Raw genomic sequence first — 26,069 nt, forward strand, 5'->3', positions numbered from 1 at the left:
CCGGAGCCCGATCCGGTACGGGGAGAGCGGCTCGCGGGGCCGTGTCGGCCGGCTGCGTCAGCCGCCGAAGGTCCAGGCGACCGTGCCGTTGACGGTGACCAGAACGGCGATCACGGCGAGGTCGGCGACGCCCAGGGCCAGGCCCAGGTAGGCGCGTCCGCGGCGGCGGGTGCGGCGGGCCAGGGCCAGCAGCGCCATCACGATCGCGGTGGGGCCGAGCAGGATGTTGAAGACGAGCAGCCCGACCAGGCCGAGGACGAACGAGGCGACGGCCAGACCGTCCGCTTCACGGCCCACGGCCCGGGAGGCGGCGGCACCCTTACCCGCGTCCGGGGCGGGGGCCCCGGGAGCGGATCCGGCATCGGAAGGGCCTGCGGCGCGGGTGTCGGTGTCGGTGTCGGTGTCGGTCACGCTGCGGGCGAAGTCGGTGAGGGTCATCGTGCGAGCTCCTTCGGATCGGTCCGGGACACGGCAGGCTCGGCGGGTGCGGGTGCGTCGGGCGGGTGCGTCGGGCGGGGTCAGCGGGTGCGGCGCGCGGTGCGCTCGCGGACGGCGAAGATCAGCAGCCAGCAGCCGATCACGGCCGTGCCGGCCAGGGTCAGCGGCAGCGGGATATGGGTGACCGTCCCGAGGACGATCCCCAGCAGAAGCAGCGCGGCGACGAGAACAAGCACGACGGACCCTCTCTGTGCGACGACGAGAACCATTCGGAGTACGAGTGTGCACTGACTTAGGAGTCTAATCCTCGCACCCCTTCCTGGTCTCGGAGAACGGTTGTTTACTGAATGGCATGAGTCACACCGCCGGCATCCGCCAGACCCAGAAGCTCAGAACCCGCAAGGCCCTCCTGGACGCGGCGCTCGTCCTGCTGGAGCACCAGAGCCTGAGCAGCCTGGGACTGCGGGAGGTCACCCGGGCCGCCGGCGTCACCCCGACGGCCTTCTACCGGCACTTCGAGGACACCGCGGCGCTCGGCGTCGCCCTGGTCGAGGAGACCCTGGGCAGCCTGCACGGACTGATCGGCGCGGTGCTCGCGGAGACGGGCGACAGCGAGGAGCGGCTGGACCGCAGCGTGGAGGTGCTGGCGCGCCATGTCGGCGCGCAGCCCGCCCACTTCCGCTTCATCGCCCGTGAGCAGCACGGCGGGGTGGGCCCGGTGCGCGGGGCCATCGCCGCCCAGTTGCTGCGGTTCGCGCAGGAGGTGGCGCTCGCGCTGGGCGAGGAGCCGGGGTCGGCCGGGTGGAGCGCGGAGGACCTGCTGATGCTGGGCGGCCTCTATGTGGACCACATGGTGATCAGCGCATCGGCCCTGCTGGAGGCCGGTCCCGCGGGTGAGCGCGAGGTCGTCCGGGTGGCCCGGCGGCGACTGCGGCTGGTCACCCTGGGCCGCGCGCACTGGCTGGACGAGGGGTGAGCGAAGGACACCGCCCGCGCTTGACCCTGCCGTAACAGGAGGCTCTACGGTCCCCGGGTATGAAGATCGTCGTCCATGACACCGCCTCCGCCCTGCTCGACCTCCTGCACCGCCCGCAGGCTCAACGGCCCGACGCCCTGCGGGAGATATTCGCCCCGTTGCAGGAGGTGATGTCGCGGGTGGGCGTCGGGGACCTGGTCGAGACGCACCGGGCCGGCAGCGGATTCCGGCTCGACCGGGACGAGCCACGCCATCGGGCGGCCCTGGAGCAGATGCGGGAGGCGCGGGTGTGGCAGCGCGTCGAGGAGTCCCTCGCCGCCGCGCAGGACCGGCTGGCCGCGGCGGCGCCCGACGCGCGGACCGCCGACACCGTGCACGTGGTCCTGGTCCTCGGCGACCCGGACGACCCGCTGCTGGCCCTCAACCAGGGCTACTTCGGCCTGGGCGGCATCCCCGGGGCGATCCTGCTGACGATGTGGCCCACCGCCACCGGCCTGGCGAAGATCGGGCACGCCGCCGCGCACGAGCTGCACCACAACGTCCGCTACGCCAACGTGGTCTGGGACCCGGTGGCGGTCACGGTCGGCGAGCAGGTCGTGGCCGAGGGGCTGGCCGAGGCCTTCGTACGGGAGCTGGCGGGCGAGCCGGCGATGGGGCCGTGGACGAGGTCGCTGTCCGGCACGGAGCTGGACGAGGTCTGCGCGAAGGTGGCGGCCGGGATCGACGTCGCCGGGATGCCGAACATCGCCGGGTACCTGTACGGCGACAGCACCATGCACCACCTGGGACAGCGGGCCGTCGGGCTGCCCGACTTCGCCGGGTACGCGGCCGGACTGCGCTTTGTGGACGCCCACCTCACGGTCTCCGGACTGACCGCCGCCGCGAGCGTCGCCCTGCCCGCGCGCGAGGTCCTCGGCCACGCGGGCGTGCCGACCGCCGCTTGACCCGGCGCCGGGACCCGGGCCCCGGGCTGCGGGAGACTGGAGCGATGAGGAGCCAGCAGCCACCCGCGCAGGAACCGCCCACCGACGGGCTGACCGTGGGGCGGACGGCCGCGCTCCTCGGGGTGAGCGTGAAGACACTGCACCACTGGGACGCGATCGGCCTCGTCCGGCCCGGCGGGCGTACCCGGGCCGGATACCGGGTGTACGGGGACGACGACGTCGCCCGGCTCCACCGGGTCCTCGTCTACCGGGAGATCGGCATTCCGCTCACCGCCATCGGGCGGCTCCTGGACGACCCGGAGGTCGACGCGCGCGAGCACCTGCACCGGCAGCGGGGGCAGCTCGTGGACCGGATCTCCCGGCTGGAGCGGATGGTGGGGGCGGTGGACCGCATGCTGCTGGAGTCGAAGCCCGGGATCCGGCTGACACCCGAGGAGCAGGTGGAGATCTTCGGGGCCGACTGGCAGCCCTCCTGGACCCGGGAGGCCGAGGAGCGCTGGGGCGGCACGGACCAGTGGGCGCAGTACGCGGAGCGGGCCGCCGGGATGAGCGCCGAGGACTGGAAGGACGTGGCGGCGGCCACCGAGGCCCTCGACGCCGATCTCGCCGCCGCGCACCGCACGGGCGTCGCTCCCGGCTCGGACGTCGCGGACGCCCTCGCGGAGCGGCACCGCGCGCAGATCTCGACGTACTTCGACTGCACCTACGCCCTACAGGTCTGCATCGGCCGGACGTACGTCACCGACCCCGGGTACGCCGCGTACTACGACGCGATCTCGCCGGGGCTCAACAGGTGGCTGTGCGCGGTGATCGCCGCGAACGCCGGGGCCCACGGCGTCGATCCGGAGTCCGCGGTCCGCGAGTGAGCGACGGCGGCGGGGCCCTTCAGCCCTCGGCCGCGTACACCGCGACGACCTGGGCGGCCGCCTCGGCCAGCAGCGTGCGGGCCTCGGGCGGGTCGAGGACCTCCACGGCGGCGCCGAACGCGAGGAGGGACCTCGCCCAGCCGATCTCGGACACGGCCAGCTCCGCCAGCAGCCACTCCCCCGGGGCCTCCCCCGGCCGGGGCGCGTCCGGCCGGGGCTCCCCGGTCAGCGCGCCCGCGTTCAGCCGCCGGAACAGCTCCAGGCGGGGGCGGTGCACCCGGACCCGCAGGCGTACGGCGGAGGGGCGCTCCTCCACCTCGGCGCGCAGCGTCTGCCACACCGCCGCGAGCTCCGCCCCGGCGCGCCGCCGCACCGGGTCCCCGGTCGCATCGGCCGTGTGGACGCGGTCGGCGCGGAAGAGGCGGGGGTCGCCGTCGAGGTCCGCGACCAGGTACCAGACGCCGGCCTTCACGACGAGGCCGTAGGGGTCGACGGTGTAGTCGCTCGGGGTGTCCGCGCCGCTGTGGCGGTAGCGCAGGCGCAGCCGGACGTCGGCGAGGACGGCCTCGTGGAGTTCGGCGACGTCGACGGCGGCCCGCGGTCCGCTCATCCAGCGGACCGGGTCGACGAGGACGCGGCGGCTGGTCTCCTCGGCGGCCGGGCGGTGCGGGGCGGGCAGGGCGGCCATGACCTTGCGCAGGGCGGAGGCGAGCGCGGCGTCCAGGCCGAGGGCGGCGTGCGCGTCGTCGGCGGTGAACACGAACAGGGCGCGCGCCTCGTCGGCGGTGAGGCCGGTGACGTCGGTGCGGAAGCCGGGGAGCAGGGCGATGCCGCCGTACCGGCCACGTTCGGCGTAGACCGGGACTCCGGCGGCGGAGAGCGCCTCGACGTCCCGGTAGACGGTGCGCACGGAGACGTCGAGGCGCTCGGCCAGTTCGGTGGCGGGGACCGTGCCCCGGGTCTGGAGCAGGAGGAGGACGGAGAGCAGCCGGTCGGATTTCACCGGTCCATGATGGCCGGCGCCGCCCGGGTGCCCGCGCCCCCGGGCGGCGCGGGGTCCGATCCCGTACGGCTACGCGCCGCGCGGGGTCCGATCCTGTACGGCTACGCGCCGCGCGGGGCCTTGGCCAGTTGGCGGGACTGGGCGACGAGGCGGTCGGCGCTGTCCCAGACCTCCGCGTCCTCCTCCAGGAAGCCGCCCGCGAGGTTGCGGGTGGTGATGGAGACGCGCAGCGGGCCCGGGGCGGGGCGGCAGCGGATGTGGGTGGTGAGCTCGACGGTGGGGGTCCAGCCGCTCAGGCCCAGCTCGAACGAGGTCGGCGGCAGCGCGTCGACGGTGAGCAGGAGCGACAGCGGGTCCGGGTCGCGGCCGTCGGCCAGCCCGAACCAGCCGCGCATCTCCCCCTTGCCGGACGGGGCTCCGACGGCCCAGCCGACCGTCGCCGGGTCGAGCTTGATGTCGAGGCGGTCGGTGATGGCGGAGCTTCCGGGGATCTTCGGCGCACCGTCGCTCGGTCCGAGGCAGTGGTCCCGGTCGGGCAGGGCGGGCGGCAGGGCGGTCGTGCGGACGTCGTCGGGGAGGGTGTCCAGGTCGCCGTAGGTGGCCAGGACCCGGATGCGCTCGATCTCGCTGCCGTCCTCCGCGTACTGGAAGAGGGAGGCCTGGCCCGTGGAGAGGCTGCGGCCGCTGCGCACGACCTGGGTGCGCACGACGGCGGGTCCGGGCACGGAGGCGGTGAGGTAGTGCGCCGAGACGGAGAACGGGTCGGAGTGCGGCAGGGCCTCGCCCAGCGCACGGCCGAGCAGGGCCAGCAAGTAGCCGCCGTTGACGGCGTGGATGATGGTCCAGCCCGCGGAGAGCTCGGCGTCGTAGACGCCCTCCTCGCGCAGAGTGACCGCGGTGTCCCGGTCGAACTCGCTGTCACCGATGGTTGCCCGTGCGGTCTGCGCCGCCTCTGTCGCTGCCTGTGCCATGGCATGCACGCTACATCGATAAGCCTACTGAGCGGTAGCTTTTTGAGAGCGGGATCACCGCGTCAGGTCGCGGCCGAACCCTCCTCGGCCCGTGCGGAGGAGCGGTTGTACGCGCGCGGCGCCCGCCAGTGGAAGCGCAGCGCCAGCAGGCGCAGGGCGAACGCGGCGACCACCGCCAGGCCGCTGGTCAGGGCGTTGAGGGTGTCGAAGCGGATACACAGGGCCACCGTGCTCGCGCCGACGATCGCGGGCACCGCGTACAGGTCGCGGTCCCAGCGCAGCAGCGAGGGCACCTCGTTGGCCAGCACGTCGCGCAGCACACCGCCGCCGACCGCGGTGGCCAGGCCCAGCGCCGCCGACGCGGTGAGTCCGAGGCCGTACTCGTACGCCTTGACCGTGCCGGTCACACAGAACAGGCCGAGCCCCGCCGCGTCGAACACGTTGACGCCGACCTGGATGCGCTCCACGTGCGGGTGGAGGAAGAAGACCAGGACGGCGGCGAACAGCGGGGTGATGAAGTAGCCGAGGTCGGTGAAGGCGGCGGGCGGGATCGCGCCGATCATCACGTCGCGGAACAGCCCTCCGCCCAGCGCTGTCACCTCCGCGAGGACCGCGATGCCGAAGACATCGAAGTTCTTGCGGACGGCGAGCAGGGCGCCCGAGATCGCGAAGACGAAGATCCCGACGAGGTCGAGCGCATGCTGGACGGAGGGCGTGAACAGTTCGGTGAGCACCGGGCAATTGTGCCGGTCCTACTCCGGGGCTCCGTCCTTGGCCGGTACGGCGACGGGCGCGTCGCCCTGTCCCGGCACCTTCGCGGACTTCTCCGTGGCGGGCTCGGAGGTCTCGCCCTCCGCGGTCTCCACCGCCTCGGCCGCCACCGTCTCCGTGCCGGTGACCGCCTCGATGCCCGTGACCAGGGTCTGCTTCACCGTCCCGGCCTCGATCTCCGCGGTGAAGTGGCAGGCCACCTTGTGCCCGTCGCCGGTGTCCAGCAGCGGCGGGCGCTCCGTGGCGCACTTGGTCTCCTGCACCCAGGGGCAGCGGGTGTGGAAGCGGCAGCCGGCCGGCGGGTTCGCCGGGGACGGCAGGTCGCCGTGGAGCAGGATCCGCTCCCGGCGGTCCTCGACCTCGGGGTCGGGCACCGGGACCGCCGACATCAGCGCCTTGGTGTACGGGTGCCGGGGCCCCGCGTACAGCGCGTCGCTCGGGGCCTCCTCGACGAGCCCGCCGAGGTACATCACCCCGATGACGTCCGAGATGTGCCGGACGACCGCGAGGTCGTGCGCGATGACCAGGTAGGTCAGGCCCAGCGACTCCTGGAGCTCCTCCAGCAGGTTGATCACCTGCGCCTGGACCGAGACGTCCAGCGCCGAGACGGGCTCGTCGCAGATGATCACGTCCGGCTCCAGGACCAGCGCGCGGGCGATGCCGATGCGCTGGCGCTGGCCGCCGGAGAACTCGTGCGGGTAGCGGGACATCGCGTTGGACGGCAGGCCGACCTTGGCGAGGATGTCCTTGATCTTGTCCCGGCGCTCCGCCGCGTCCTTGCCGATGCCGTGGGCGGCCATGCCCTCGGCGAGGATGGACTCGATGTTCTGCCGGGGGTTGAGGCTGCCCAGCGGGTCCTGGAAGACCATCTGGAGACGGCGGCGGAAAGCCCGCATCTCCTCGGACGGCAGCTTCGCCAGGTCGGTGCCGTCGAAGACGACCCCGCCCTCGGTGATGTCGTTCAGCCGCAGGACCGCGCGGCCGAGCGTCGTCTTGCCGCAGCCCGACTCGCCCACCAGGCCGTAGGTCTGGCCGGCCTCGACGCTCAGCGAGACGCCGTCGACCGCGTAGACGTGGCCCACCGTACGGTCGAAGAAGAGGCCCTTCTTGACCGGGAAGTGGACTTTGATGCCGTCCAGTTCGAGCAGGCTCATGCCGGGACCTCCGCCTTGGGCAGGACCGGGTTGACGCAGCGCACCTGGTGTCCGGCCGTGCGTGGTTCGGTCAGTTCGGGGGTGCCGGTGAGGCACTCCATCGTGTAGTGGTCGCACCGGGGCGCGAACGCGCAGCCGTCGGCCCAGGCGATCTTGTCGTTGATGGACCCGCGGATCGGGTGCAGCGGCTCGCCACGCGGCGCGTCGAGGCGCGGAATGGAGCCGAGCAGCCCGTGCGCGTACGGGTGGGTGGGGTGGGCGAACAGCTCGCGGCGGCCCGCCGATTCCACCGCCCGGCCGGCGTAGAGGACGTTGACCTCGTCGCAGAGGCCGGCGACGACGCCGAGGTCGTGCGTGATCATCAGCAGGGCGGTGCCCTCCTGGTCGACCAGCTCCTTCAGGAGCTCCAGGATCTGCGCCTGGATGGTCACGTCCAGCGCGGTCGTCGGCTCGTCGGCGATCAGCAGCCGGGGCGCGCAGGCGACCGCCATGGCGATCAGCGCACGCTGGCGCATACCGCCGGAGAGCTGGTGCGGGTACTCCTTGAGCCGGCGCGTCGGGTCCGGGATGCCGACCCGGTCGAGCAGCGAGGCGGCTTCCTTGCGCGCCTTCTCGCCCTTCAGCCCGCGGTGGCGCTGGAGGATCTCGGTGACCTGGATCCCGATGGGGACGACCGGGTTCAGCGAGGAGAGCGGGTCCTGGAAGATCATCGCCAGCTGGCTGCCGCGCAGGTCGCGGAGGGTGCGCTCGCTCATGCCCAGCAGGTTCTGGCCGTCGAACTCGGCACGGCCGCCGACCCGTACGCCCTTGCGGGGCAGCAGGCCCATCAGGGCGAGCGAGGTGACGGACTTGCCGCAGCCCGACTCGCCGACCAGACCCACGACCTGGCCCTGGTCGACCTCGAAGGAGACGCCGTCCACGGCCGTGGCGTCCTTGCGGCCGCGGGCGGTGAAAGTGACGCTGAGTTCCTCAACGGAGAGCAGTGACATAGGACTTCAGCCTCGCAACTTCGGGTCGAGGGCCTCGCGCATGGACTCGCCGAGCAGGGTGAAGCCGAGGGCGGTGATGATGATCCCGACGGCCGGATAGGCGGCCATCATCGGCTCGTTGTCGAAGAAGCGCTGTGCCTGGGAGAGCATCACGCCCCACTCGGGAACGGCCGGGTCGGGGTTGCCGAGGCCCAGGTAGGACAGGGCCGCGGCCTCGATGATCGCGGTGGCCAGGCTCAGCGTGGCCTGGACGATCACCGGACTCAGCGAGTTCGGCAGGATCTGCGTGAGCACGATCCGCTTGCGCCGGATGCCGACCGCCTTGGCGGCGAGCACATAGTCCGCACCGCCCTGGACCAGCATCGAACCGCGCAGCAGGCGGGCGAAGATGGGGATCTGGACGACACCCACGGCGATCATCACGGTGGTCAGCGACTGGCCGAGGACCGCGGCGATGGAGACGGCGAGCAGCAGCGACGGCAGCGACAGCATGATGTCGGTGAAGCGCATGACCACGGTGTCGACGCGCTGGCCGACCTTGCCGCCGAGGGTGGCGGCGGCTCCGGAGAGCACACCGACCAGCGCACCGACGATCAGGCCGATGAGCATGGAGACGACACCCACGAGCAAGGTCTGCCGGGCCCCGACGAGCCAGCGGGAGAACATGTCGCGGCCCAGGTGGTCCAGGCCGAACCAGTTCTCGCCGCGCATGCCGACGAACCTGCCCTGGTTCGGGAAGACCTCGCCGCGCCAGGTCTGCGCGGTGGGCCCGTGCGGTGCGACCCAGGGGCCGACGATCGCGACGAGGATGAACACGGCGATGATCGCCGCGCCGATGACGGCCATCTTGCTGGACCGCATACGGCGGAACGCCTCGCGCCACAGGCTGGTGCCGGCGACGGTCTCGGAGCTCTGGGTCAGTTCCGCGAGACGGTCGATCTTGTCTGCTTTGTTGGTCAGGATCGTCACGTCAGTGCACCCGCACTCTCGGGTCGATGATGCTGTACGCGAGGTCGACCAAGAGGTTGATGAGCACGTACACCATCGCGATGAAGAGAATGAATCCGACGAGGACCGGGTAGTCGCGGCCGTCGATCGCGGTACGGATGAAGGAGCCGATGCCGCCGAAGTCGAAGACGGACTCGGTGAGCACCGCGCCGGAGAGCAGGCTGCCGGTCAGCAGGCCGACCGCGGTGATCACGGGCAGCAGCGCGTTGCGCAGCACGTGACGGCCGCGCACGACGCGCTTGTCCAGTCCCTTGGACTCGGCGGTGCGGATGTAGTCCTCGCCGAGCACCTCCAGGACGCTGGCGCGGGTCATCCGGACGATGACGGCGAGCGGGATCGAGGCCAGCGCGACGGAGGGCAGGACCAAGTGCATGATCGCGTCCCAGCTCGCGTCGAGCTCCCCCGTCAACACCCCGTCCAGTACGGAGAATCCGGTGACCTCGGTGGCGTTGAGCCCGGTGGTGAGCCGGCCCTGGCTCGGGAACCAGCCCAGCTCCACGGAGAAGATCCCGCGCAGCAGCATGGCCAGGAAGAAGACCGGGATGCAGATGCCGAGCAGCGATCCGGAGACGGAGGCGACGTCCAGCCAGCCGCCGCGGTGCTTCGCCGCCAGGTAGCCCATCGGGATGCCCACGACCACGGCGATCAGGATCGCGGCGACGCTGAGCTCCACGGTGGCCGGGAAGCGGAGGGTGAATTCGTCCCACACTGGCTGGCCGGTCTGGGTGGAGGTTCCGAGGTCGAGCTCGAAGATGCGCTTGAGGAACCGCCAGTACTGGACGGTCACGGGCTCGTCGAGCCCGAGTGCCCGGTTGATTCTCGCTACTTCGGCTTCGGTGGCCCGCTCGCCCAGGATCGCTGAGGCGGGTCCGCCGGGCAGTCGGTTCAGCCAGAGGAACAGCAGGACCGACAGGCCGAGCAGGGTGGGAATGAGCTGGAGAAGTCTTCTTACGACGAGTCGCAGCACCCCGCATGCCCCTTTCTCACGTGCGTCGATGCGGGTCCGCCCGGCCACCTGGTTGCTGTGGCCGGGCGGACCCGCTGGTGTGCGATTACTTGAAGGAGACCTCGGCGAAGTTCTCCTGCGTCAGCGGAGAGACCTTCGGCGGGTTGACGTTCTTGGCGAACGCGATGGCCGGGGGCGACGAGGAGATCGGCACGCCCGGGACGTACTCCATGATGGCCTCGTTGGCCTTCTTGTAGGCCTCGGTGCGACCGGCCGGGTCGGCGATCTTGGAGGCCGCCTGCACGGCGTCGAAGACCTTCTTGTCCTTGAAGCCCCACTGCTTGTCGGGCCCGGCGAACCAGGTGCCGATGAAGTTGTAGCCGTCGTTGAAGTCACCGGTCCAGCCGAGCAGGTGCAGGGCGCAGGAGCCCGCCTCGGTGGCGTCCAGGTAGTCCGGGGCCCACTTCATGGCCTTCGGCTTGACGGTGATGCCGGCCTTCTCCAGGTCGGCCTTCATCAGCTCGAAGAGGTCCTGCGGGGCAGGCATGTACGGGCGGGTGACCTCGGTCGGGTAGCAGAACTCGACGGAGAGCTTCTCCTCGCCGGCCTGCTTGAGGAGGTCCTTCGCCTTGGCGGTGTCGAACGGGTACGTCTTCACCTTGTCCGAGAAGCCGGCGACCGTGTCGGGCATGAACTGGGTCGCGGCCTTGCCGCCCTCGGGCAGCTGGGTCTTGACGAGGTTCTCGCGGTCGATGGCGTGCGTGATCGCCTGACGGACCTCGGGCTTCTTCAGCGCCGGGTTGGCCGACTGGGTCATGCCGACGTAGAAGATGTTGAAGACGTCGCGGGTCGGGACCTCGAAGCCCTCCTTCTCCAGCGTCGTCACATCGGCCGGGGAGACCAGGTCGTAGCCGTCGATGTCACCCGCCTGGAGCGCCTGGCGGCGGGTCTCCTCGGTGGAGATGGTGCGGAAGACCAGGTTCTTCACCTTGGCCTTGGTGCCCCAGTAGTCGTCGAAGCGCTCGAGGGAGACTTCCTTGTTTCCCTTGTTCCACTTCGTGATCTTGTACGGGCCGGTGCCGGCGACCGTGCCGGCCTCCTGGCTGTACTTGGGGTACGTGATCGCGTCGCCCTTGGCGGTCGCGTCCTGCTTCTCGTACTCCTTCAGCGCCTTCGGCGAGTGGATCGCGAGCGCCTGGAGGGAGAAGCCGCCCGGCAGGTTCGCCGAGGTCTCGTTCACCTCGATGACGGCCGTGTTCTCGTCCTTGGCGGTGCAGGACTTGTAATTGGGCTTGGGCGCCTCGGCGTCCTCGTTCTTCGCGAACCCGCCCATGATGGTCTGCCAGTAATAGGAGACCGCGCTGGACTGGTACGTGCCCTTCCAGTTGAACCAGTGGTCGTAGTTCGCACAGACCGCGGCGGCGTTCAGCGCCTCGCCGTCGTGGAACTTGACGCCCTGCCGCAGGTTGAACGTCCAGACCTTGCCGGCCGGGTCGCTCGACCACTTCTCGGCGAGACCGCCGACCAGCTTGCTGCCGCCGGGCTCGTGCTCCAGCAGGGCCTCGAAGGCCTGGCGGGTGACGCGGAACGTCTCGCCGTCGGTCGCAAGGGCCGGGTCGAGGGAACCGGGGTCACCGGATCCGGCGAAGACGAAGGTGTTCTTGTCTCCCCCCTTGGAACCGCCCTCGTCCCGCTCGCTGGAACAGCCCGTGGCGATCAGACCGACAGCAACCGCTGTCGTGATCGCCCGGACAGCCCGGGACTTGAATATTCGCATGGGTCCACCCCTGGTTCGCCATGTGGTGAGGTTTGATGGCCGCACACTACAGACGGTGGCTACCGCAAGAGAACAGTCCGGATAGCGGTGAGACCTAGTCGAGACCCGGACAGTTAACAAACCGTCCAGTTCCGGGACATCCTCACGGGGGAAGTTAACAAGCCGGACATCGAGGGGTGTTCGACGGAGGGTGACCGGAGGCGGGGGCCGCGCCCGACCGCGCCGCCCCGGTCGTAGGGGCCGGCCGGCCTGCGCTAGCTTCCCCTCATGCTTTCCCCCATGAGCTCACAGGCACAGGTGTACGACAGAGAGTTCCGCAGGAGGGGAGTGCGCGAACAGGGCTGGGGCCGGGGCCTGGTGGCCGTGGCCGTCCTCATCTGGCTCTGGCTGGCCTACCTGCTCGTCTTCTCCTTCAGCATCGACCACGGCGGGAACTCCGGGACCGTCGCGTGCGCATCCCGCGCCTTCCACGGGGACGCCCCCTCCCACGCGTCGTACCGGGAGACCGAGGGCGAGCGCTGTGACGCCGCACGCGACTGGGGGCCGATGCTCGCCGCCTTCCTGCTCTCCCTCCCGCCGGCCACGGTCGGGACCGCGCTGTACGCCTCCGGCACGTCGGCGCTGCGCACTGCCGCGTACGCCGCGGAGATCACCCGCCTGAACGCCGCCAAGGACTCCTGAGCGGGTGCGGGCCGAGCGTCCGGACGGCTCGCCCGTCGCCGTTCAGCGGGGCTGGGGCGGGTAGCCGTATCCCGGGGCGGCGACGGGCGGCGGGCCTGCGGGGGCGTGTGCCTCGCGGTCGTAGAACGGGCGGGCGTTCGCGCGCAGCCACATGCCGACCGGGTCGTACTCGTCGGACATGGCGACGGTGGAGACCGGCAGCCCCTCGGGGACCGCCCCGACCGACTGCCGCATCATCTCGCGCACCGATTCGACGGAGGCGCGGCCGGTGTCGTAGAGGTCCAGGCCGATCGCGAGATACGGGACGCCGACCGCCGGGTGCACCCAGGCGCGGCGCAGGGAGCGGATCGCGGGGGTGCGGTGGGCGTTCTGGGTGAGCAGGGCGTAGAACTGCGGGAGTTCGATGGCGGGGTCGGAGAGCCGGAGCGGTCCGGCGGGCAGCCGGTCCAGGCCGGTGGCGATGCGGCGCAGGTCGAGCCAGGGGATGCCGACGCCGCCGCCGGGGGCGTGCGGGTTGAGCCAGATCCCCCAGCGGTCGGGGAACAGCGCGCGGGCGATGTCACGTCCGGTGACCAGCTCGTGGGCCCTGTTCCAGCCGCTGGCGGAGAGCTCCTGGGCGGAGGTGACGCAGGGGGCGTAGCCCAGGCCGTCGATCTCCATGTTCCCGTACTGGGCGTCCGGTGAGCGGGCCGTGCCGTGCCAGAGCAGCATCCAGATCCGGCCCTCGGCGACCGCGTCGAGCAGCGCCTCGTAGGTGTCGTAACGCCCGGGGGCCACCTGGCGCAGCATGTGCTCGACCTTCCCGGCCGCCGCAGTGCCTGACGCACTCACCCTGGGTTCCGCCCCTCGTCGATCCGTCGCGTTCGCGCCATCGCTCCCGGGCACAGGGGAGCGACCACGCCATCAAACCAGCTTATGCGTCACTTCTGACACCGACTTGACGCCACGGTCCGGCGGCGCCCGGTCCCGGTGCGGTCCGTGGACCCCGTACCGGTGGATCAGTCGGTCTCGTACCGGTGGATCAGTGGCCCTCGCGGCGGTAGAACGGCCGCACTCTCTCCCGCATCCAGTCGCCGACGAGGTCCTCGGCCACATCCAGCAGGACCAGGTTGACCGGCCAGGGCGCCTGGACCCGGCCGAGCGCCCGGCCGATGGCGTCCATGGGGGCGCTCTGCCCCGCGCCGTCCCAGGTGGCGAACTCGACGCCGACGAAGAGGACCGGGTCACCGCCCTCGATGCTGGCCAGCGCCCGGCGGGCGGTGCTCACCACGCCGATGGCCTCGAACTCCTCGGACACGGCGGTGAGGAAGTCGACGGGATCGTGCTGCCAGTCCGGCTCGAACAGGCGGACCCGGCCGCCGGTGGCGGGCCCGTCCAGGACGGTGCGGCCGGCCCGGCAGAGCTCGGCGACGGCGGGCGGCGGAAGCGGTATGCCCACCGCGCCGCCCGGGTTCACGGCGATGCCGACCTGCGGGGGCAGGCCCCGGGCGAAGTCGCGGGCGGGCGCGACGGCGAACGACATGTGGCTGCCGACGCAGCTGAGGAACTGGCCCTCGGAGCTGAAGACGGGGACGAAGGCCGCGCCGTCGATCTCCATCATCGGCAGGTCGAGGTCGGAGCTGGCGGGGGTGCCGCCGCCGGGCAGCGGCACCCAGACGGAGCTGCGGCCGAGCACCTCGACGAGGCGGCCGCCCGCTTCCGGGACGCCGAGCGAGGCCGTCAGCACCTCTTCGAGCTCGTTGGCGGGCCATCCCTGCTGGGGGTGCGCCGGTGCGGGTGCCGGAATATCCACTGCCTCTGTGCCCTCTCTCCACCGCCTCGGCCGCGCGCGGCGGCCGTCGTGCTCCGGCCAGCACCATAGCCTCCGCGGGCGGCGAAGGCTCAGGCCCTGTCCCGGGCCTCCGTGAAGGAGATCCGGCCGAGCGCCGTCGCGGCCACGCGGTCCAGCAGCACCGCGGAGGTGCAGCCGACGGGCAGCAGCCCCTGTTCGGTGTCGCGGAGCAGCCGGGCCACCGCGTGCCGGTGGCGGGCGAAGGCGTATCCGGAGACCCCGCGGCCGCGCTCGCGCTGTCCCTGCCGGGCCACCTCGGGCGTCACGTCGAGCAGGATCAGATGCAGGGTGCGGCCCCGGCTCACGGCGTGCCGGGCGAGCCAGCCGCGTACCCAGGTCTGGGTTCCGCAGTCGTGCACGACGACGGATGCGCCGGAGCGCAGGGCGTTCCAGAGGCCGAGGTAGTGCGCGACGCGCACGAGCGGGCGGTACAGGGCGTAGGGAAGTAAGCCGGGAAGCGCGGCAGCCCAGCTGTCGCGGGTGTTCTGGGAGTCGATGGCGCGGCCCCGCGCGGCCCGCTGGATGAGGGTCGACTTGCCGCTGCCGGGGAGTCCGGAGACCACCACGACATCGCCGGCGGTGAAATCGAGGCTGTACGGGCCGCATCCGGTGCGCCCGCGCAGGTCGCGTACCACCGGCGCGTGCTCGGTCAGCAGCTCCCGCACGGGTGCGCCGGGCTGTGCGGGCATCGCGCCGTGCGCGACCCCCGCGGTCGGTGCCGACCGCTGCAACGTCATCGCCCATCCCCCTGCCGTCGGGTCACCCACGCCTGCCCCTGAAGTGTAAAGAAAAGGCAATGCGGCACAACCGGCCTCGCTGTCCTCACCGGCGTGGGGACCTGGCCCCCCACTCTCCCGCAATGCGTGCGATGATGACCCCGCCAACTGCATACCGGCCGTTCGAATCCACGCGGGAGAGTTCCGGCCACAGTGTGAGCCGGGCGCCGAAGGAGCAAGATCCTCCCTTGAATCTCTCAGGCCCCGTACCGCGTGGATGAGGCAGATCTGAAAAGCGAGCCGCCCCGCGGCTCCACCCAAGGTGCAAGCCGAGCCCTGTGAACAGGGGCGCCCTCCGGGGGCATACCCCGTCAGGGGCTATCGGCGAACCTCTCAGGTTCCGATGACAGATGGGGAGGATTCGTCCTGACGTCGTCATGCCCTGGAGCCGTATCCATGAGCACGCCCCCCCGTCTCACCGCCCTCGACGCGCTGCACCGCTCGCTCGGCGCCACCATGACCGACTTCGCGGGCTGGGACATGCCCCTGCGGTACGCCAGTGAGCGCGAGGAGCACAACGCCGTACGTACCCGGGCCGGCCTCTTCGACCTGTCGCACATGGGCGAGATCACCGTCACCGGGCCCGAGGCCGCCGCCTTCCTCGGCTACGCGCTGGTCGGCAACATCGCCACCATCGGCAACGGCCGGGCCCGCTACACGATGATCGTCCAGGAGGACGGCGGGATCGTGGACGACCTGATCGTCTACCGCCTGGGCGAGCCGGGGGCCACCGAGTACATGGTCGTCGCCAACGCGGGCAACGCGCAGATCGTGCTGGACGCGCTGACCGCCCGTGTCGAGGGCTTCGACGCCCGGGTGCGCGACGACCGGGACGCGTACGCGCTGCTCGCCGTCCAGGGCCCGGAGTCGCCCGCCATCATGAAGGCCGTCACCGACGCCGACCTGGACGGGCTGAAGTACTACGCGGGCCTGCCGGGCACGGTGGCCGGGGTCCCGGCGCTCATCGCCCGTACCGGCTACACCGGCGAGGACGGCTTCGAACTGTTCGTCGCGCCCGAGCACGCCGAGCAGCTGTGGCGGGCGCTGACCGAGGCCGGCTCCGCGCACGGGCTGATCCCCTGCGGCCTCTCCTGCCGGGACACGCTGCGCCTGGAGGCGGGCATGCCGCTGTACGGGCACGAGCTGACGACCGCGCTGACCCCGTTCGACGCGGGGCTGGGCCGGGTCGTGAAGTTCGAGAAGGAAGGCGACTTCGTCGGCCGCGAGGCGCTGACCGCCGCCGCCGAGCGCGCAGAGACAGCACCGCCGCGCAAGCTGGTCGGTCTGATCGCCGAGGGCCGCCGGGTCCCGCGCGCGGGCTTCCCGGTCGTCGCCGACGGCAAGGTGATCGGCGAGGTCACCTCCGGCGCCCCCTCCCCGACCCTGGGCAAGCCGATCGCCATGGCCTACGTGGACGCGGCCTTCGCCGCCCCCGGCACCGAGGGCGTGGGCGTGGACATCCGGGGCACGCACGAGCCGTACGACGTCGTCGCGCTGCCGTTCTACAAGCGCCAGAAGTGATATCCCGGGAGAACCCGGACCTTCTCACCCCACGCAGGCGTCACAGAAGTGACGTACCTCCGTCTCACACCGCAAGACCACCGTTCATCAGCACTCCCCCGCGTACAGGAGAATTCAGGTCATGAGCAACCCCCAGCAGCTGCGGTACAGCAAGGAGCACGAGTGGCTGTCGGCCCTCGAGGACGGCGTGGCCACCATCGGCATCACGGAGTACGCGGCCAACGCGCTCGGTGACGTCGTCTACGCCCAGCTCCCGGAGGTCGGCGACACCGTGACCGCGGGCGAGACCTGCGGCGAACTGGAGTCGACCAAGTCGGTCAGCGATCTGTACGCGCCGGTGACCGGTGAGGTGACGGCGGCCAACCAGGACGTCGTGGACGACCCCTCGCTGGTGAACTCCGCTCCCTTCGAGGGCGGCTGGCTGTTCAAGGTGCGCGTCGAGGGGGAGCCGGACGACCTGCTCTCCGCCGACGAGTACACCGCGTTCTCCGGCAACTGAGACCTAAGGGACCCCCTGATGTCGCTTCTGAACTCCTCCCTCCACGAGCTGGACCCGGACGTCGCCGCCGCCGTCGACGCCGAGCTCCACCGTCAGCAGTCCACCCTCGAAATGATCGCCTCGGAGAACTTCGCTCCGGTCGCGGTCATGGAGGCGCAGGGCTCCGTCCTCACCAACAAGTACGCCGAGGGCTACCCCGGCCGCCGCTACTACGGCGGCTGTGAGCACGTCGACGTCGTCGAGCAGATCGCGATCGACCGGATCAAGGCCCTGTTCGGCGCCGAGGCCGCGAACGTCCAGCCGCACTCCGGCGCGCAGGCGAACGCCGCCGCGATGTTCGCGCTGCTCAAGCCGGGCGACACGATCATGGGCCTGAACCTGGCCCACGGCGGTCACCTGACCCACGGCATGAAGATCAACTTCTCCGGCAAGCTCTACAACGTGGTCCCCTACCACGTCGACGAGAGCGGCGTCGTGGACATGGAGGAGGTCGAGCGCCTCGCCAAGGAGTCCCAGCCGAAGCTGATCGTGGCCGGCTGGTCCGCCTACCCGCGCCAGCTGGACTTCGCCGCCTTCCGCCGGATCGCGGACGAGGTCGGCGCGTATCTGATGGTCGACATGGCGCACTTCGCGGGCCTGGTCGCGGCCGGTCTGCACCCCAACCCGGTGCCGCACGCCCATGTCGTCACCACCACCACGCACAAGACCCTCGGCGGTCCGCGCGGCGGCGTGATCCTCTCCACCCAGGAGCTCGCCAAGAAGATCAACTCCGCGGTCTTCCCGGGTCAGCAGGGCGGCCCGCTGGAGCACGTGATCGCGGCCAAGGCCGTCTCGTTCAAGATCGCGGCGGGCGAGGAGTTCAAGGAGCGCCAGCAGCGCACCCTGGACGGCGCGCGGATCCTGGCCGAGCGCCTGGTCCAGCCGGACGTCACCGAGGTGGGCGTCTCCGTCCTCTCCGGCGGCACCGACGTGCACCTGGTCCTGGTCGACCTGCGCAACTCCGAGCTGGACGGCCAGCAGGCCGAGGACCGGCTCCACGAGCTGGGCATCACGGTCAACCGGAACGCCATCCCGAACGACCCGCGTCCCCCGATGGTCACCTCGGGCCTGCGGATCGGCACCCCGGCGCTGGCCACCCGCGGCTTCGGCACCGAGGACTTCACCGAGGTCGCGGAGATCATCGCCGCCGCCCTCAAGCCGTCCTACGACGCGGACGACCTCAAGGCCCGCGTGGTCGCGCTGGCCGACAAGTTCCCGCTGTACCCCGGCCTGAAGTAACACCTGGCCTGCGGTTCTGCACGTTCGGGCGGGGCACCGCGCACACTGAACAGAGTGAGCGCGGTGCCCCGAACCGTGTCCCCTGCTCCACCCTTTGTCCCTGCTTGCCCCGCGGGCCCCATCCCGGCCCGTTCCGCACCACCGGCCCGTTCCCGCACCACCCAGGCAGACAACGGCGTCTTCCAACCCCAAGGAGTACTCCCGTGGCCATCTCGGTCTTCGACCTCTTCTCGGTCGGCATCGGCCCGTCCAGCTCCCACACGGTGGGCCCGATGCGCGCCGCCCGGATGTTCGCGCGCCGCCTGAAGAACGAGGGTCTGCTCGCGCACACCGTCTCGATACGGGCCGAGCTGTACGGCTCCCTCGGCGCGACCGGCCACGGGCACGGCACGCCCAAGGCGGTCCTGCTCGGCCTGGAGGGCGAGTCGCCGCAGACCGTGGACGTGGAGTCGGCCGACGCCCGGGTGGAGGAGATCCGCTCCGGCGGCCGGCTCAACCTGCTGGGCATGCACGAGATCGCCTTCGCCTTCGACGAGGACCTGATCCTGCACCGCCGCAAGGCGCTCCCGTACCACGCCAACGGGATGACGATCCTCGCGTACGACACCGAGGGCGCTCCGGTGCTGCAGAAGACGTACTACTCGGTCGGCGGCGGCTTCGTCGTGGACGAGGACGCGGTGGCCGGCGAGAACCCGATCGTCCCGGACGACACGGCGCTGCGGCACCCGTTCCGCACCGGCGACGAGCTGCTGCGGCTGTCCCGCGAGACCGGCCTCTCCATCTCCTCGATGATGCTGGAGAACGAGCTGGCCTGGCGCACCGAGGCCGAGATCCGCTCCGGCCTGCTGGACATCTGGCGCGTCATGCAGGCCTGCGTCTCGCGCGGCATGTCCCGCGAGGGCATCCTCCCCGGCGGCCTCAAGGTCCGCCGCCGCGCCGCGAACTCGGCCCGCCAGCTGCGCGCCGAAGGCGACCCGCAGGCCCACGCGATGGAGTGGATCACCCTCTACGCGATGGCGGTCAACGAGGAGAACGCGGCGGGCGGGCGCGTGGTCACCGCTCCCACCAACGGCGCGGCCGGCATCATCCCGGCCGTCCTGCACTACTACATGAACTTCGCGGCCGGCGGCTGCACCGAGGCGGAGAAGGAGGACAGCGTCGTCCGCTTCCTGCTCGCGGCGGGCGCGATCGGCCTGCTCTTCAAGGAGAACGCCTCGATCTCCGGCGCCGAGGTCGGCTGCCAGGGCGAGGTCGGCTCGGCCTGCTCGATGGCGGCCGGAGCCCTGGCCGAGGTCCTGGGCGGCTCCCCCGAGCAGGTGGAGAACGCCGCCGAGATCGGCATGGAGCACAACCTGGGCCTGACGTGCGACCCGGTCGGCGGCCTCGTCCAGATCCCCTGCATCGAGCGCAACGGCATGGCGGCGGTGAAGGCGGTCACCGCGGCGCGGATGGCGCTGCGGGGCGACGGCAGCCACAAGGTCTCCCTCGACAAGGTCATCAAGACCATGAAGGAGACCGGGGCCGACATGAGCGTGAAGTACAAGGAGACGGCCCGGGGCGGGCTCGCGGTGAACATCATCGAGTGCTAGGCGCCCAGGCCCTGACCGTGCGCGCGGTGCCTTAGCACCGCGCGCACGGTCAGGGCCTGCCCTTCTCCCCGCAGCGAGGAGTCCCGGGAATCTCCCTGGGACCGGTGCGCGAGGCCCTGCGCGGTCCGGTGACGTCTCCCTGACCAGACGCGGGTGCGGCAGGTTCCCCCCGACCGGGGTCCCCCCGACCGCGCACCACTTTCTCGCCAACACGTATCGATATTCTTCGAACGACATCGCATTGAAGGCGAGCGGAGCCATCGGTTCCCCCCATGCGAGGCCCCATCGAGCTGCGAAACCACGGCTGCTCCGCCACCCCACCTTGCCTTGTGCCCATTCTTGTCCCCGGTCTTCCGCTTTCGTTCGGAACCGTGTCAGCATGCAGGCGGCGCGAATCCCTCTCATGTGACCTCGAGTGATGCCGTTTGATCACTTGGGTTTCGGCCACATCAGGGGATCGTGCGGGAAATGGCATCTAACGGGGCATCCGGTGCCCCGTCTCCTGCCTCATGACGTCGAGGAGTGACATGCGCAAGGTTCACAAGATGTCGATCGCCCTCTGCGCGGGGGCGCTGCTGGTCCCCGTCGCGGTGGCGGTCGTCGGTTCCACCGCGGCGGCGGGCTCCACCGAGAAGCTGCACGTGGGCTACGAGAGCGGAACCCTGAACTCAGGCGTGGAAGGCCTGAGCACCTCGCACGCGACGGCCCCGGACGCCTCCGGCGTCGTGCGGACCGCGCACGAGGGCTCGTACGCGGTTCAGCACAAGGTGACGCTCGGCGACCCGGGCTACGAGTCCAACGGAGCGCCGCGCAGCGAGAGCGCGACGGACCTGGTTCCGTCGGGGCGCTTCGACGTGGGTGACGAGCAGCGCTACGAGTTCAGCGTGCTGCTCAAGGACTGGAAGGCGTACGCGCCGGGAGACAGCGAAGCGGGCGACATCGTCTTCCAGGGCAAGCACGCGGGTGACAATCCGCCGGCGTTCTACCTGATGGCGCAGCGCAACGCGATCGCCTTCCGGTCACCGCACCTGGACCGCCAGTCGACGGTCGTGGAGGACCTCCGGCCGTACGTGAACAAGTGGCTGAGCTTCCGCGTGGACGCGCGCTGGACCAGCGACGGGACGGGCTACTTCAAGGTCTTCGTGCGGCTTCCGGGGCAGTCCGACTACCAGCACGCCGTCTCCTACGAGGACGTGCGCACCTACCAGCCGGAGAACCCGGCCGAGCACGGCTACATCAAGTGGGGGCTCTACCGCCCCTCGCAGTCGATCGAGAACGGCGACGTGCCCACGCGGATCGTCCAGCACGACGACATCCGCGTGTCGGACCTCTCCTGACCCCCCACCCGCGAAACCCGACACTCTCCAGGAGTACAGATGACCGACTCCCCTTCCCTGAGCAGGCGCCGACTGCTCCAGGCCGGCGGCGCGCTCGGGCTGGCCACGGCCGCGGGTTCCGTTCTCGCCGCGCAGGCCGGTGCGGCGCCCGGTGCCGAGCCCCCGGCGACGGTGACGGACCTGGGCCCCGGCCTGGTCCAGTTCTCGCTGATGAGCGGGGTGTTGGTCGGTGACACCGTGTACATCGGGTCGCGCAACATGAACCCCTCCAGCGTGATCGGGTTCCATCTGCCGAGCCGCGAGGTGGTGTCCGTGACCACCCTCGACGCGGGGCCCGAGCCCTCCATCCAGGCGCTCGCCGCCGACCCCACCGGCCGGTATCTCTACATCGGGCTCCTGGTGAAGGCCGACCAGGGCAAGCCGAACCTCTTCCGGTGGGACCTGCGGACCCCCGAAACCCCCGCCGTGGCCGTCGGCAGGACCGGGGACCGGGACATCCGCGATCTCTCGGTCGCCCCCGACGGGACGGTCTTCGCCGTGGGCGGCGTCCCGGCGAAGCCCCCCGTGCTGTGGCAGTACGACCCCGCCAGCGGCGCCGTGACCGATCTGGGCGCCCCCGACCCGAAGGCGACCCTGGCCAGGGCGGTCGCGGCCACCGACACCACCGTCTTCTTCGGGGCGGGCAGCGTGCTGTCCGGCGGGAGCGGCGCGAGCAAGGCGTCCCTGTTCGCCTACGACCGGCAGAGCCGCGCGTTCACCTCGATCGTGCCCAAGGAGATGGAGAAGGACCCCAGCCTGCGGGAACTCGCCGTCCTGGACGGAAAGCTGATCGTCGGCACCTCGGGCGCGGTCGATCCCGCGAAGCTCGCCGTGATGGACCTGGACGACCTCTCCTCGTACACCGTGGTCGAGACCGGGGGCGCGGTCATCAAGTCGTTCGCCGCCGACGCCGAGCGGATCTACTTCGCCTCCGAGTCGGGTGTGGAGGCCTACACGAAGGCGGAGGGGACGATCTCCCCCGTGGAGTTCACCGGACCGGATCTCGGTGAGATCTGGGGGGTGGACCACAACGACGGCAGGCTGACGGTCGTCTCGGGCTACGGCTTCGTCGCCGAGATCGATGTGGCGGCCCGTACGTCGGTGGTCACCGACCTGCACGGAGCGGGCGCGAAGGCGGGTCCGCAGGCGGGCATGGGGATCGCCGCCGGCCGCGGGTACGTCTATCTCGGCGGCAACGGCGCCATCTCCCGGCGCGATCTGAGGACCGGCGAGGTCGTCAACCTGCGGGCGCCCGGCGAGGCCAAGGACGCCGAAGTGCTCGAGGGCGTCCTGTACACCGGCCAGTACAACTCGCAGGGCATCTGGCGGTACGACCCCTCCCGGCGGCAGCAGCCGCAGCAGGCCGCGAAGTTCCCCAACGAGCAGAACCGCCCGCTGGACACCTCGTGGGATCCGGACAACAAGCTGCTCCTCGTCGGCGTGCAGTCCGACACCGAGGGCGGCGGCGCGCTGTGGACGTACTGCCCGAAGACCCGGAAGTCGGCCTCCTACGTCAATCCGATCGACGACGTCCAGCATGTGAGGGCCGTGGCCAACCGCGACGGCATCGCCTATCTGGGCGGCGACAACACGGCGAAGGAGGGGCCGCGCGCCACCGTCGTCGCCGTCGATCCCGTCGACGGCGAGGAGCGCTGGCGGGTCGATACGGAGCAGGCGGCGGGCGTGGCGGCGCTGGCGGTGCAGGGCCGGAACCTCTACGGACTCACCACGAAGGGCGGTCTGTTCGTCGTCGACGTGCGGACCCGGAAGGTGGTGCACACCGCTGACGTCGGTGCGGTCAGCAAGGGCTTCGCCGCCCTGGTCACCAACCGGGGCGCGGTCTACGGGGTCTCGGACACCACGCTCTTCCGCTTCCACCCGAAGACGTTCGCCGTCAGCACGGTCGTCGCCGGGATCGACGGCGCCTGGTACAGCGGTCCCCATCTCAACGTGTACGACGGGCTGCTCTACACGCTCCGCGGACACCACCTCGTCGCGATCGACGACCGGCCCCCGCGCTGAACCGGGGCCGATCGGAAGATCCATCGTTCCCGGCCGATGCTGACCTTTGATTGATATCTTTCGGTTGTCGAGTGAAATCCAGCTCACTCGCTACCGAGAGGGGACGAAGGTGTTGGCTGACGAGCGCCGGGAAGCGATCCTGCGGGCGGTGGAGCTCCGGGGGGCGATCACCGTCACGGCTCTGGCGGAGGAGATGGGCGTTTCCGCCGTCACCTTGCGGCAGGACGTGCGGGAGTTGGCCGGCCGGGGTCTGCTGACCCGGGTGCACGGCGGGGCCAAGGCCCTGGCCCCGGCCGGTCCCGGGCCGGCCGAGGCCCCGGTCCCCGCTCCGCCGCCCACCGCCGGGAACTACGCGGTCGGCCTGGTGGTGCCGCCGGGCGGCTACTACTACGCGGAGGTGATCCGCGGCGTCCAGAACGCGGCCCGCGCACGCGGCGTCCGCGTCGTGCTCGCCGTCTCCGGGGAGTCGCTCGCGGAGCACCAGGAGCAGGTCCGCCAACTCATGGCCGGTGGGATCGACAGCGTGTTGTTGATGCTGCACCCGGGTCTGCGCCCGGTGGACGAGACCGAGCAGTGGCTGAGCACCCTGGAGGTGCCGGCCGTCCTGGTGGAGCGCAGGGCGGGGATCAGGGCCGGCCGGTTGGAGCAGGTGACCTCCGACCACGCCTACGGCGCGGCCCTGGCGGTCCATCATCTCGCGGGCCTGGGACATGACCGGGTGGCCCTGGTGGCCCGGGTCGAGAGCCCCAACACGGCCCTGCTCAGCGCCGGGTACGCCGAGGCCGTGGAGACGCTCGGGCTGCGGCCGGGCCCGGAGTACCGCGTCGTCACCGCCGGGGACCCCAGCCAGGCCGACCGGCGCTTCGACGAGGTCGTCCGGGCCGTGGAGGCCGGTGAGGTCCGGGCGGCTCTGGTGCACAACGACATCGATGCCATCGCTCTCGTGGGCATCCTCGAAGCACGAGGGCTGCGGGTGCCGGAGGATCTGGCCCTGGTCACCTACGACGACGAGGTCGCCGAGATGAGCAAGGTGCCCCTCACCGCGGTGGCTCCCCCCAAGCAGACGGTCGGGGCCTGGGCCCTTGACCTGGCGGTCCGCAGATTGTCCGACCCCTCCACCCCGCTCGCCGAGATCCTGCTCCGCCCGGAACTGCGGGTCCGCGCGTCCTGCGGGGCCGTGCGCCGGGGAACTGCCTGATCACTTAATACCGTATGGCTTCGTTTCCAAAAAACCGAAAGCGAATGCATTGACTGACTGTCGTACGTAACGAATGATTGCGGTGACACCCCAGTAAACGATCGGTGGCACATCATGATTCGTAGACGTCTGACAGCGCTGGTCTGTACCGTCGCGGCCCTCGGCCTGCTCGCCACGGGATGTGGGGACGCGGACAGCGGGAAACCCGCGGCGGAGAAGGGCACGGGGAAGGTCACCTTCTGGTCCTTCGTCAAGGGCTCCGACGAGGTGGCGGAGGCCTTCAACCGGTCCCACCCGGACATCGAGGTGAACTTCGAGGCGGTGCCCTCGGGCCAGGAGTACTACTCCAAGCTCACCAACGCCGTGAAGGCCGGAACGGTCCCGGATGTCGCGGTGGCCGAGTTCGCCCAGCTGCCCGAGTTCGCCACGCAGGGCAAGCTGGAAGGCCTGGGCGACCGGCTCGGGCCGCTGGTCAAGGACCATTTCCCGGAGCCGACACGGGAGTTGGTCGAGCTGGGCGGTGAGACCTGGGGCGTTCCCCGCGACGCCGCGCCGCTGATGATGTTCTACCGGAACGACTTCTTCAAGACCCACGACATCGACGTCCCCACGACCTGGGACGCGTACCGGGACATGACCGCTCAGGTGAAGAAGGCGGACCCCAAGGCCCGCGGCGGAGTCCTGTACACCGACAACCCGGGCCTGCTGACCGCCCTCGCCCAGCAGGCCGGATCGCGGTGGTTCGACACGGAGAAGGACGCCTGGAAGGTGTCGCTGACCGACGCGCCCTCCCGGAAGGTCGCCGACTACTGGGGCGGCCTCGCCCGCCAGGACCTCGTCCACTCGCTGAGCTCGCTGGACCCGTTCTGGACGAGCGTCCAGCAGAACCGGACCGTCGCCTACGTCTGCGCCAGCTGGTGCGCCGGAGCCCAGCAGGCCACCGTCGCCGACCAGAAGGGCAAGTGGTCGGTCGCCCCGGTCCCCACCTGGGACGGCAAGCCGGCGTCCGCCATGTACGGCGGCTCCTCCTTCGTCATCCCCAAGGGCGCCAAGAACAGCGCGGCCGCCGCCGAGTTCATCAAGTGGATCACCACCGACCCCGAGGGCATGAAGGCGTGGGTCTCCACCGGCACCAGCAGCATGTTCCCCGCCGACCCCCGGCTCGTGCCGGTCACCAAGGCCGCCTTCCCCACCGACTACTTCGGCGGCCAGGACGTCTACGCCGTGGGCAGTGAGTCCTACCGGGCGGTCCGGCCCGGCTGGACATGGGGCCCCGTCATGGGAACCACGAACACCGCGATCGTCGACCGGCTCCCCCAGGTCGCCGACGGCAGGACCCGGCTCATCGACGTCTTCGCCGACGCCCAGGGCGCCACGGTCAAGGACATGGAACGCCGCGGGATGAAGGTCGCCCCGTAAGGGGCCCGGACGCGAACCACAGGTGAGCCGATGTCC

Annotated in this window: 25 protein-coding genes and 1 riboswitch; of the genes, 12 read left to right on the plus strand and 13 right to left on the minus strand. The window is 71.0% G+C overall.

Annotation, left to right across the window (positions count from 1 at the left end):
• Positions 1–57 precede the first annotated feature (57 nt).
• Both ACH4UK_RS08125 and ACH4UK_RS08130 read right to left on the minus strand, forming a co-directional pair.
• The gene (locus ACH4UK_RS08125) at positions 58–438 is read right to left on the minus strand and encodes a hypothetical protein (RefSeq protein ID WP_398355179.1); all 381 of its coding nucleotides are present in this window, start codon (positions 436–438) and stop codon (positions 58–60) included.
• Between the two features lie 80 nt (positions 439–518).
• Positions 519–674, minus strand: coding sequence for a hypothetical protein (locus ACH4UK_RS08130; protein ID WP_398355180.1), 156 nt, complete (start codon positions 672–674; stop codon positions 519–521).
• A 116-nt stretch (positions 675–790) separates the two neighbouring features.
• Here ACH4UK_RS08130 and ACH4UK_RS08135 point away from each other — a divergent pair, with 116 nt between their 5' ends.
• The 3 genes from ACH4UK_RS08135 to ACH4UK_RS08145 are packed head-to-tail and all read left to right on the plus strand — an operon-like array spanning position 791 to position 3,224.
• Positions 791–1,414: a TetR family transcriptional regulator gene (locus ACH4UK_RS08135; RefSeq protein WP_398355181.1), complete on the plus strand. Its 624-nt coding sequence runs from the start codon at positions 791–793 to the stop codon at positions 1,412–1,414.
• Positions 1,415–1,473: 59 nt separating this feature from the next.
• Positions 1,474–2,358: a DUF2268 domain-containing protein gene (locus ACH4UK_RS08140; RefSeq protein ID WP_398355182.1), complete on the plus strand. Its 885-nt coding sequence runs from the start codon at positions 1,474–1,476 to the stop codon at positions 2,356–2,358.
• 44 nt (positions 2,359–2,402) lie between these two features.
• Entirely contained in the window at positions 2,403–3,224 is an 822-nt protein-coding gene (locus ACH4UK_RS08145; RefSeq protein ID WP_398355183.1) for a MerR family transcriptional regulator, read from the plus strand.
• A gap of 19 nt (positions 3,225–3,243) precedes the next feature.
• On the opposite strand, the gene ACH4UK_RS08150 is transcribed toward ACH4UK_RS08145, so the two are convergent.
• The 8 genes from ACH4UK_RS08150 to ACH4UK_RS08185 all read right to left on the minus strand — a co-directional run bounded on the left by ACH4UK_RS08150 (position 3,244) and on the right by ACH4UK_RS08185 (position 11,843).
• Complete coding sequence (locus ACH4UK_RS08150; RefSeq protein WP_398355184.1) at positions 3,244–4,227, minus strand: helix-turn-helix transcriptional regulator; 984 nt, start codon at positions 4,225–4,227, stop codon at positions 3,244–3,246.
• Between the two features lie 101 nt (positions 4,228–4,328).
• Positions 4,329–5,198, minus strand: coding sequence for a thioesterase family protein (locus ACH4UK_RS08155; RefSeq protein WP_398355185.1), 870 nt, complete (start codon positions 5,196–5,198; stop codon positions 4,329–4,331).
• 62 nt (positions 5,199–5,260) lie between these two features.
• Entirely contained in the window at positions 5,261–5,932 is a 672-nt protein-coding gene (locus tag ACH4UK_RS08160) for a trimeric intracellular cation channel family protein (RefSeq protein ID WP_398355187.1), read from the minus strand.
• Between the two features lie 18 nt (positions 5,933–5,950).
• Positions 5,951–7,123 (minus strand): ABC transporter ATP-binding protein, encoded by a 1,173-nt coding sequence (locus ACH4UK_RS08165; RefSeq protein WP_398355188.1) that lies wholly within the window; start codon positions 7,121–7,123, stop codon positions 5,951–5,953.
• Complete coding sequence (locus tag ACH4UK_RS08170) at positions 7,120–8,112, minus strand: ABC transporter ATP-binding protein (protein ID WP_398355189.1); 993 nt, start codon at positions 8,110–8,112, stop codon at positions 7,120–7,122. The genes ACH4UK_RS08165 and ACH4UK_RS08170 overlap by 4 nt, the downstream gene beginning before the upstream one ends.
• 6 nt (positions 8,113–8,118) lie before the next feature.
• A complete protein-coding gene (locus tag ACH4UK_RS08175; RefSeq protein WP_398355190.1) occupies positions 8,119–9,081 on the minus strand; it encodes an ABC transporter permease in 963 nt (320 codons plus the stop codon).
• A 1-nt stretch (position 9,082) separates the two neighbouring features.
• Positions 9,083–10,087, minus strand: coding sequence for an ABC transporter permease (locus ACH4UK_RS08180; protein WP_398355191.1), 1,005 nt, complete (start codon positions 10,085–10,087; stop codon positions 9,083–9,085).
• A gap of 85 nt (positions 10,088–10,172) precedes the next feature.
• Positions 10,173–11,843 (minus strand): ABC transporter substrate-binding protein, encoded by a 1,671-nt coding sequence (locus tag ACH4UK_RS08185; RefSeq protein WP_398355192.1) that lies wholly within the window; start codon positions 11,841–11,843, stop codon positions 10,173–10,175.
• Between the two features lie 279 nt (positions 11,844–12,122).
• Here ACH4UK_RS08185 and ACH4UK_RS08190 point away from each other — a divergent pair, with 279 nt between their 5' ends.
• The gene (locus ACH4UK_RS08190) at positions 12,123–12,524 is read left to right on the plus strand and encodes a hypothetical protein (protein WP_398355193.1); all 402 of its coding nucleotides are present in this window, start codon (positions 12,123–12,125) and stop codon (positions 12,522–12,524) included.
• 42 nt (positions 12,525–12,566) lie between these two features.
• Here ACH4UK_RS08190 and ACH4UK_RS08195 read toward each other — a convergent pair whose 3' ends face one another.
• From ACH4UK_RS08195 to ACH4UK_RS08205, 3 genes are all read right to left on the minus strand, one after another.
• The gene (locus ACH4UK_RS08195) at positions 12,567–13,313 is read right to left on the minus strand and encodes an enhanced serine sensitivity protein SseB C-terminal domain-containing protein (protein ID WP_398355706.1); all 747 of its coding nucleotides are present in this window, start codon (positions 13,311–13,313) and stop codon (positions 12,567–12,569) included.
• Between the two features lie 232 nt (positions 13,314–13,545).
• On the minus strand, positions 13,546–14,316 hold the full coding sequence (locus tag ACH4UK_RS08200) for an enhanced serine sensitivity protein SseB (RefSeq protein WP_398355194.1): 771 nt from the start codon (positions 14,314–14,316) through the stop codon (positions 13,546–13,548).
• Between the two features lie 89 nt (positions 14,317–14,405).
• Positions 14,406–15,092: an AAA family ATPase gene (locus ACH4UK_RS08205; RefSeq protein ID WP_398355195.1), complete on the minus strand. Its 687-nt coding sequence runs from the start codon at positions 15,090–15,092 to the stop codon at positions 14,406–14,408.
• Between the two features lie 163 nt (positions 15,093–15,255).
• Positions 15,256–15,353: riboswitch (glycine riboswitch) on the plus strand.
• Positions 15,354–15,527: 174 nt separating this feature from the next.
• Between ACH4UK_RS08205 and gcvT the strand changes: the two genes are divergently transcribed.
• The 8 genes from gcvT (at position 15,528) to ACH4UK_RS08245 (ending at position 26,033) form a co-directional block, all read left to right on the plus strand.
• Positions 15,528–16,652, plus strand: a complete 1,125-nt coding sequence (gcvT, locus tag ACH4UK_RS08210; RefSeq protein WP_398355196.1) for a glycine cleavage system aminomethyltransferase GcvT — start codon at positions 15,528–15,530, stop codon at positions 16,650–16,652.
• 121 nt (positions 16,653–16,773) lie between these two features.
• The gene (gene gcvH, locus ACH4UK_RS08215) at positions 16,774–17,151 is read left to right on the plus strand and encodes a glycine cleavage system protein GcvH (protein ID WP_398355197.1); all 378 of its coding nucleotides are present in this window, start codon (positions 16,774–16,776) and stop codon (positions 17,149–17,151) included.
• 18 nt (positions 17,152–17,169) lie between these two features.
• Positions 17,170–18,429, plus strand: a complete 1,260-nt coding sequence (glyA, locus tag ACH4UK_RS08220) for a serine hydroxymethyltransferase (RefSeq protein WP_398355199.1) — start codon at positions 17,170–17,172, stop codon at positions 18,427–18,429.
• Positions 18,430–18,632: 203 nt separating this feature from the next.
• Positions 18,633–20,018 (plus strand): L-serine ammonia-lyase, encoded by a 1,386-nt coding sequence (locus tag ACH4UK_RS08225; protein ID WP_398355200.1) that lies wholly within the window; start codon positions 18,633–18,635, stop codon positions 20,016–20,018.
• Between the two features lie 527 nt (positions 20,019–20,545).
• Positions 20,546–21,355: a heparin lyase I family protein gene (locus ACH4UK_RS08230; RefSeq protein WP_398355201.1), complete on the plus strand. Its 810-nt coding sequence runs from the start codon at positions 20,546–20,548 to the stop codon at positions 21,353–21,355.
• Positions 21,356–21,394: 39 nt separating this feature from the next.
• The gene (locus tag ACH4UK_RS08235; protein WP_398355202.1) at positions 21,395–23,416 is read left to right on the plus strand and encodes a PQQ-binding-like beta-propeller repeat protein; all 2,022 of its coding nucleotides are present in this window, start codon (positions 21,395–21,397) and stop codon (positions 23,414–23,416) included.
• 109 nt (positions 23,417–23,525) lie between these two features.
• Entirely contained in the window at positions 23,526–24,614 is a 1,089-nt protein-coding gene (locus ACH4UK_RS08240) for a substrate-binding domain-containing protein (protein WP_398355203.1), read from the plus strand.
• 114 nt (positions 24,615–24,728) lie between these two features.
• The gene (locus tag ACH4UK_RS08245; RefSeq protein WP_398355204.1) at positions 24,729–26,033 is read left to right on the plus strand and encodes an ABC transporter substrate-binding protein; all 1,305 of its coding nucleotides are present in this window, start codon (positions 24,729–24,731) and stop codon (positions 26,031–26,033) included.
• Positions 26,034–26,069: the final 36 nt, after the last annotated feature.

It is taken from the genome of Streptomyces sp. NPDC020884, assembly GCF_044333935.1.
GTDB lineage: Bacteria > Actinomycetota > Actinomycetes > Streptomycetales > Streptomycetaceae > Streptomyces.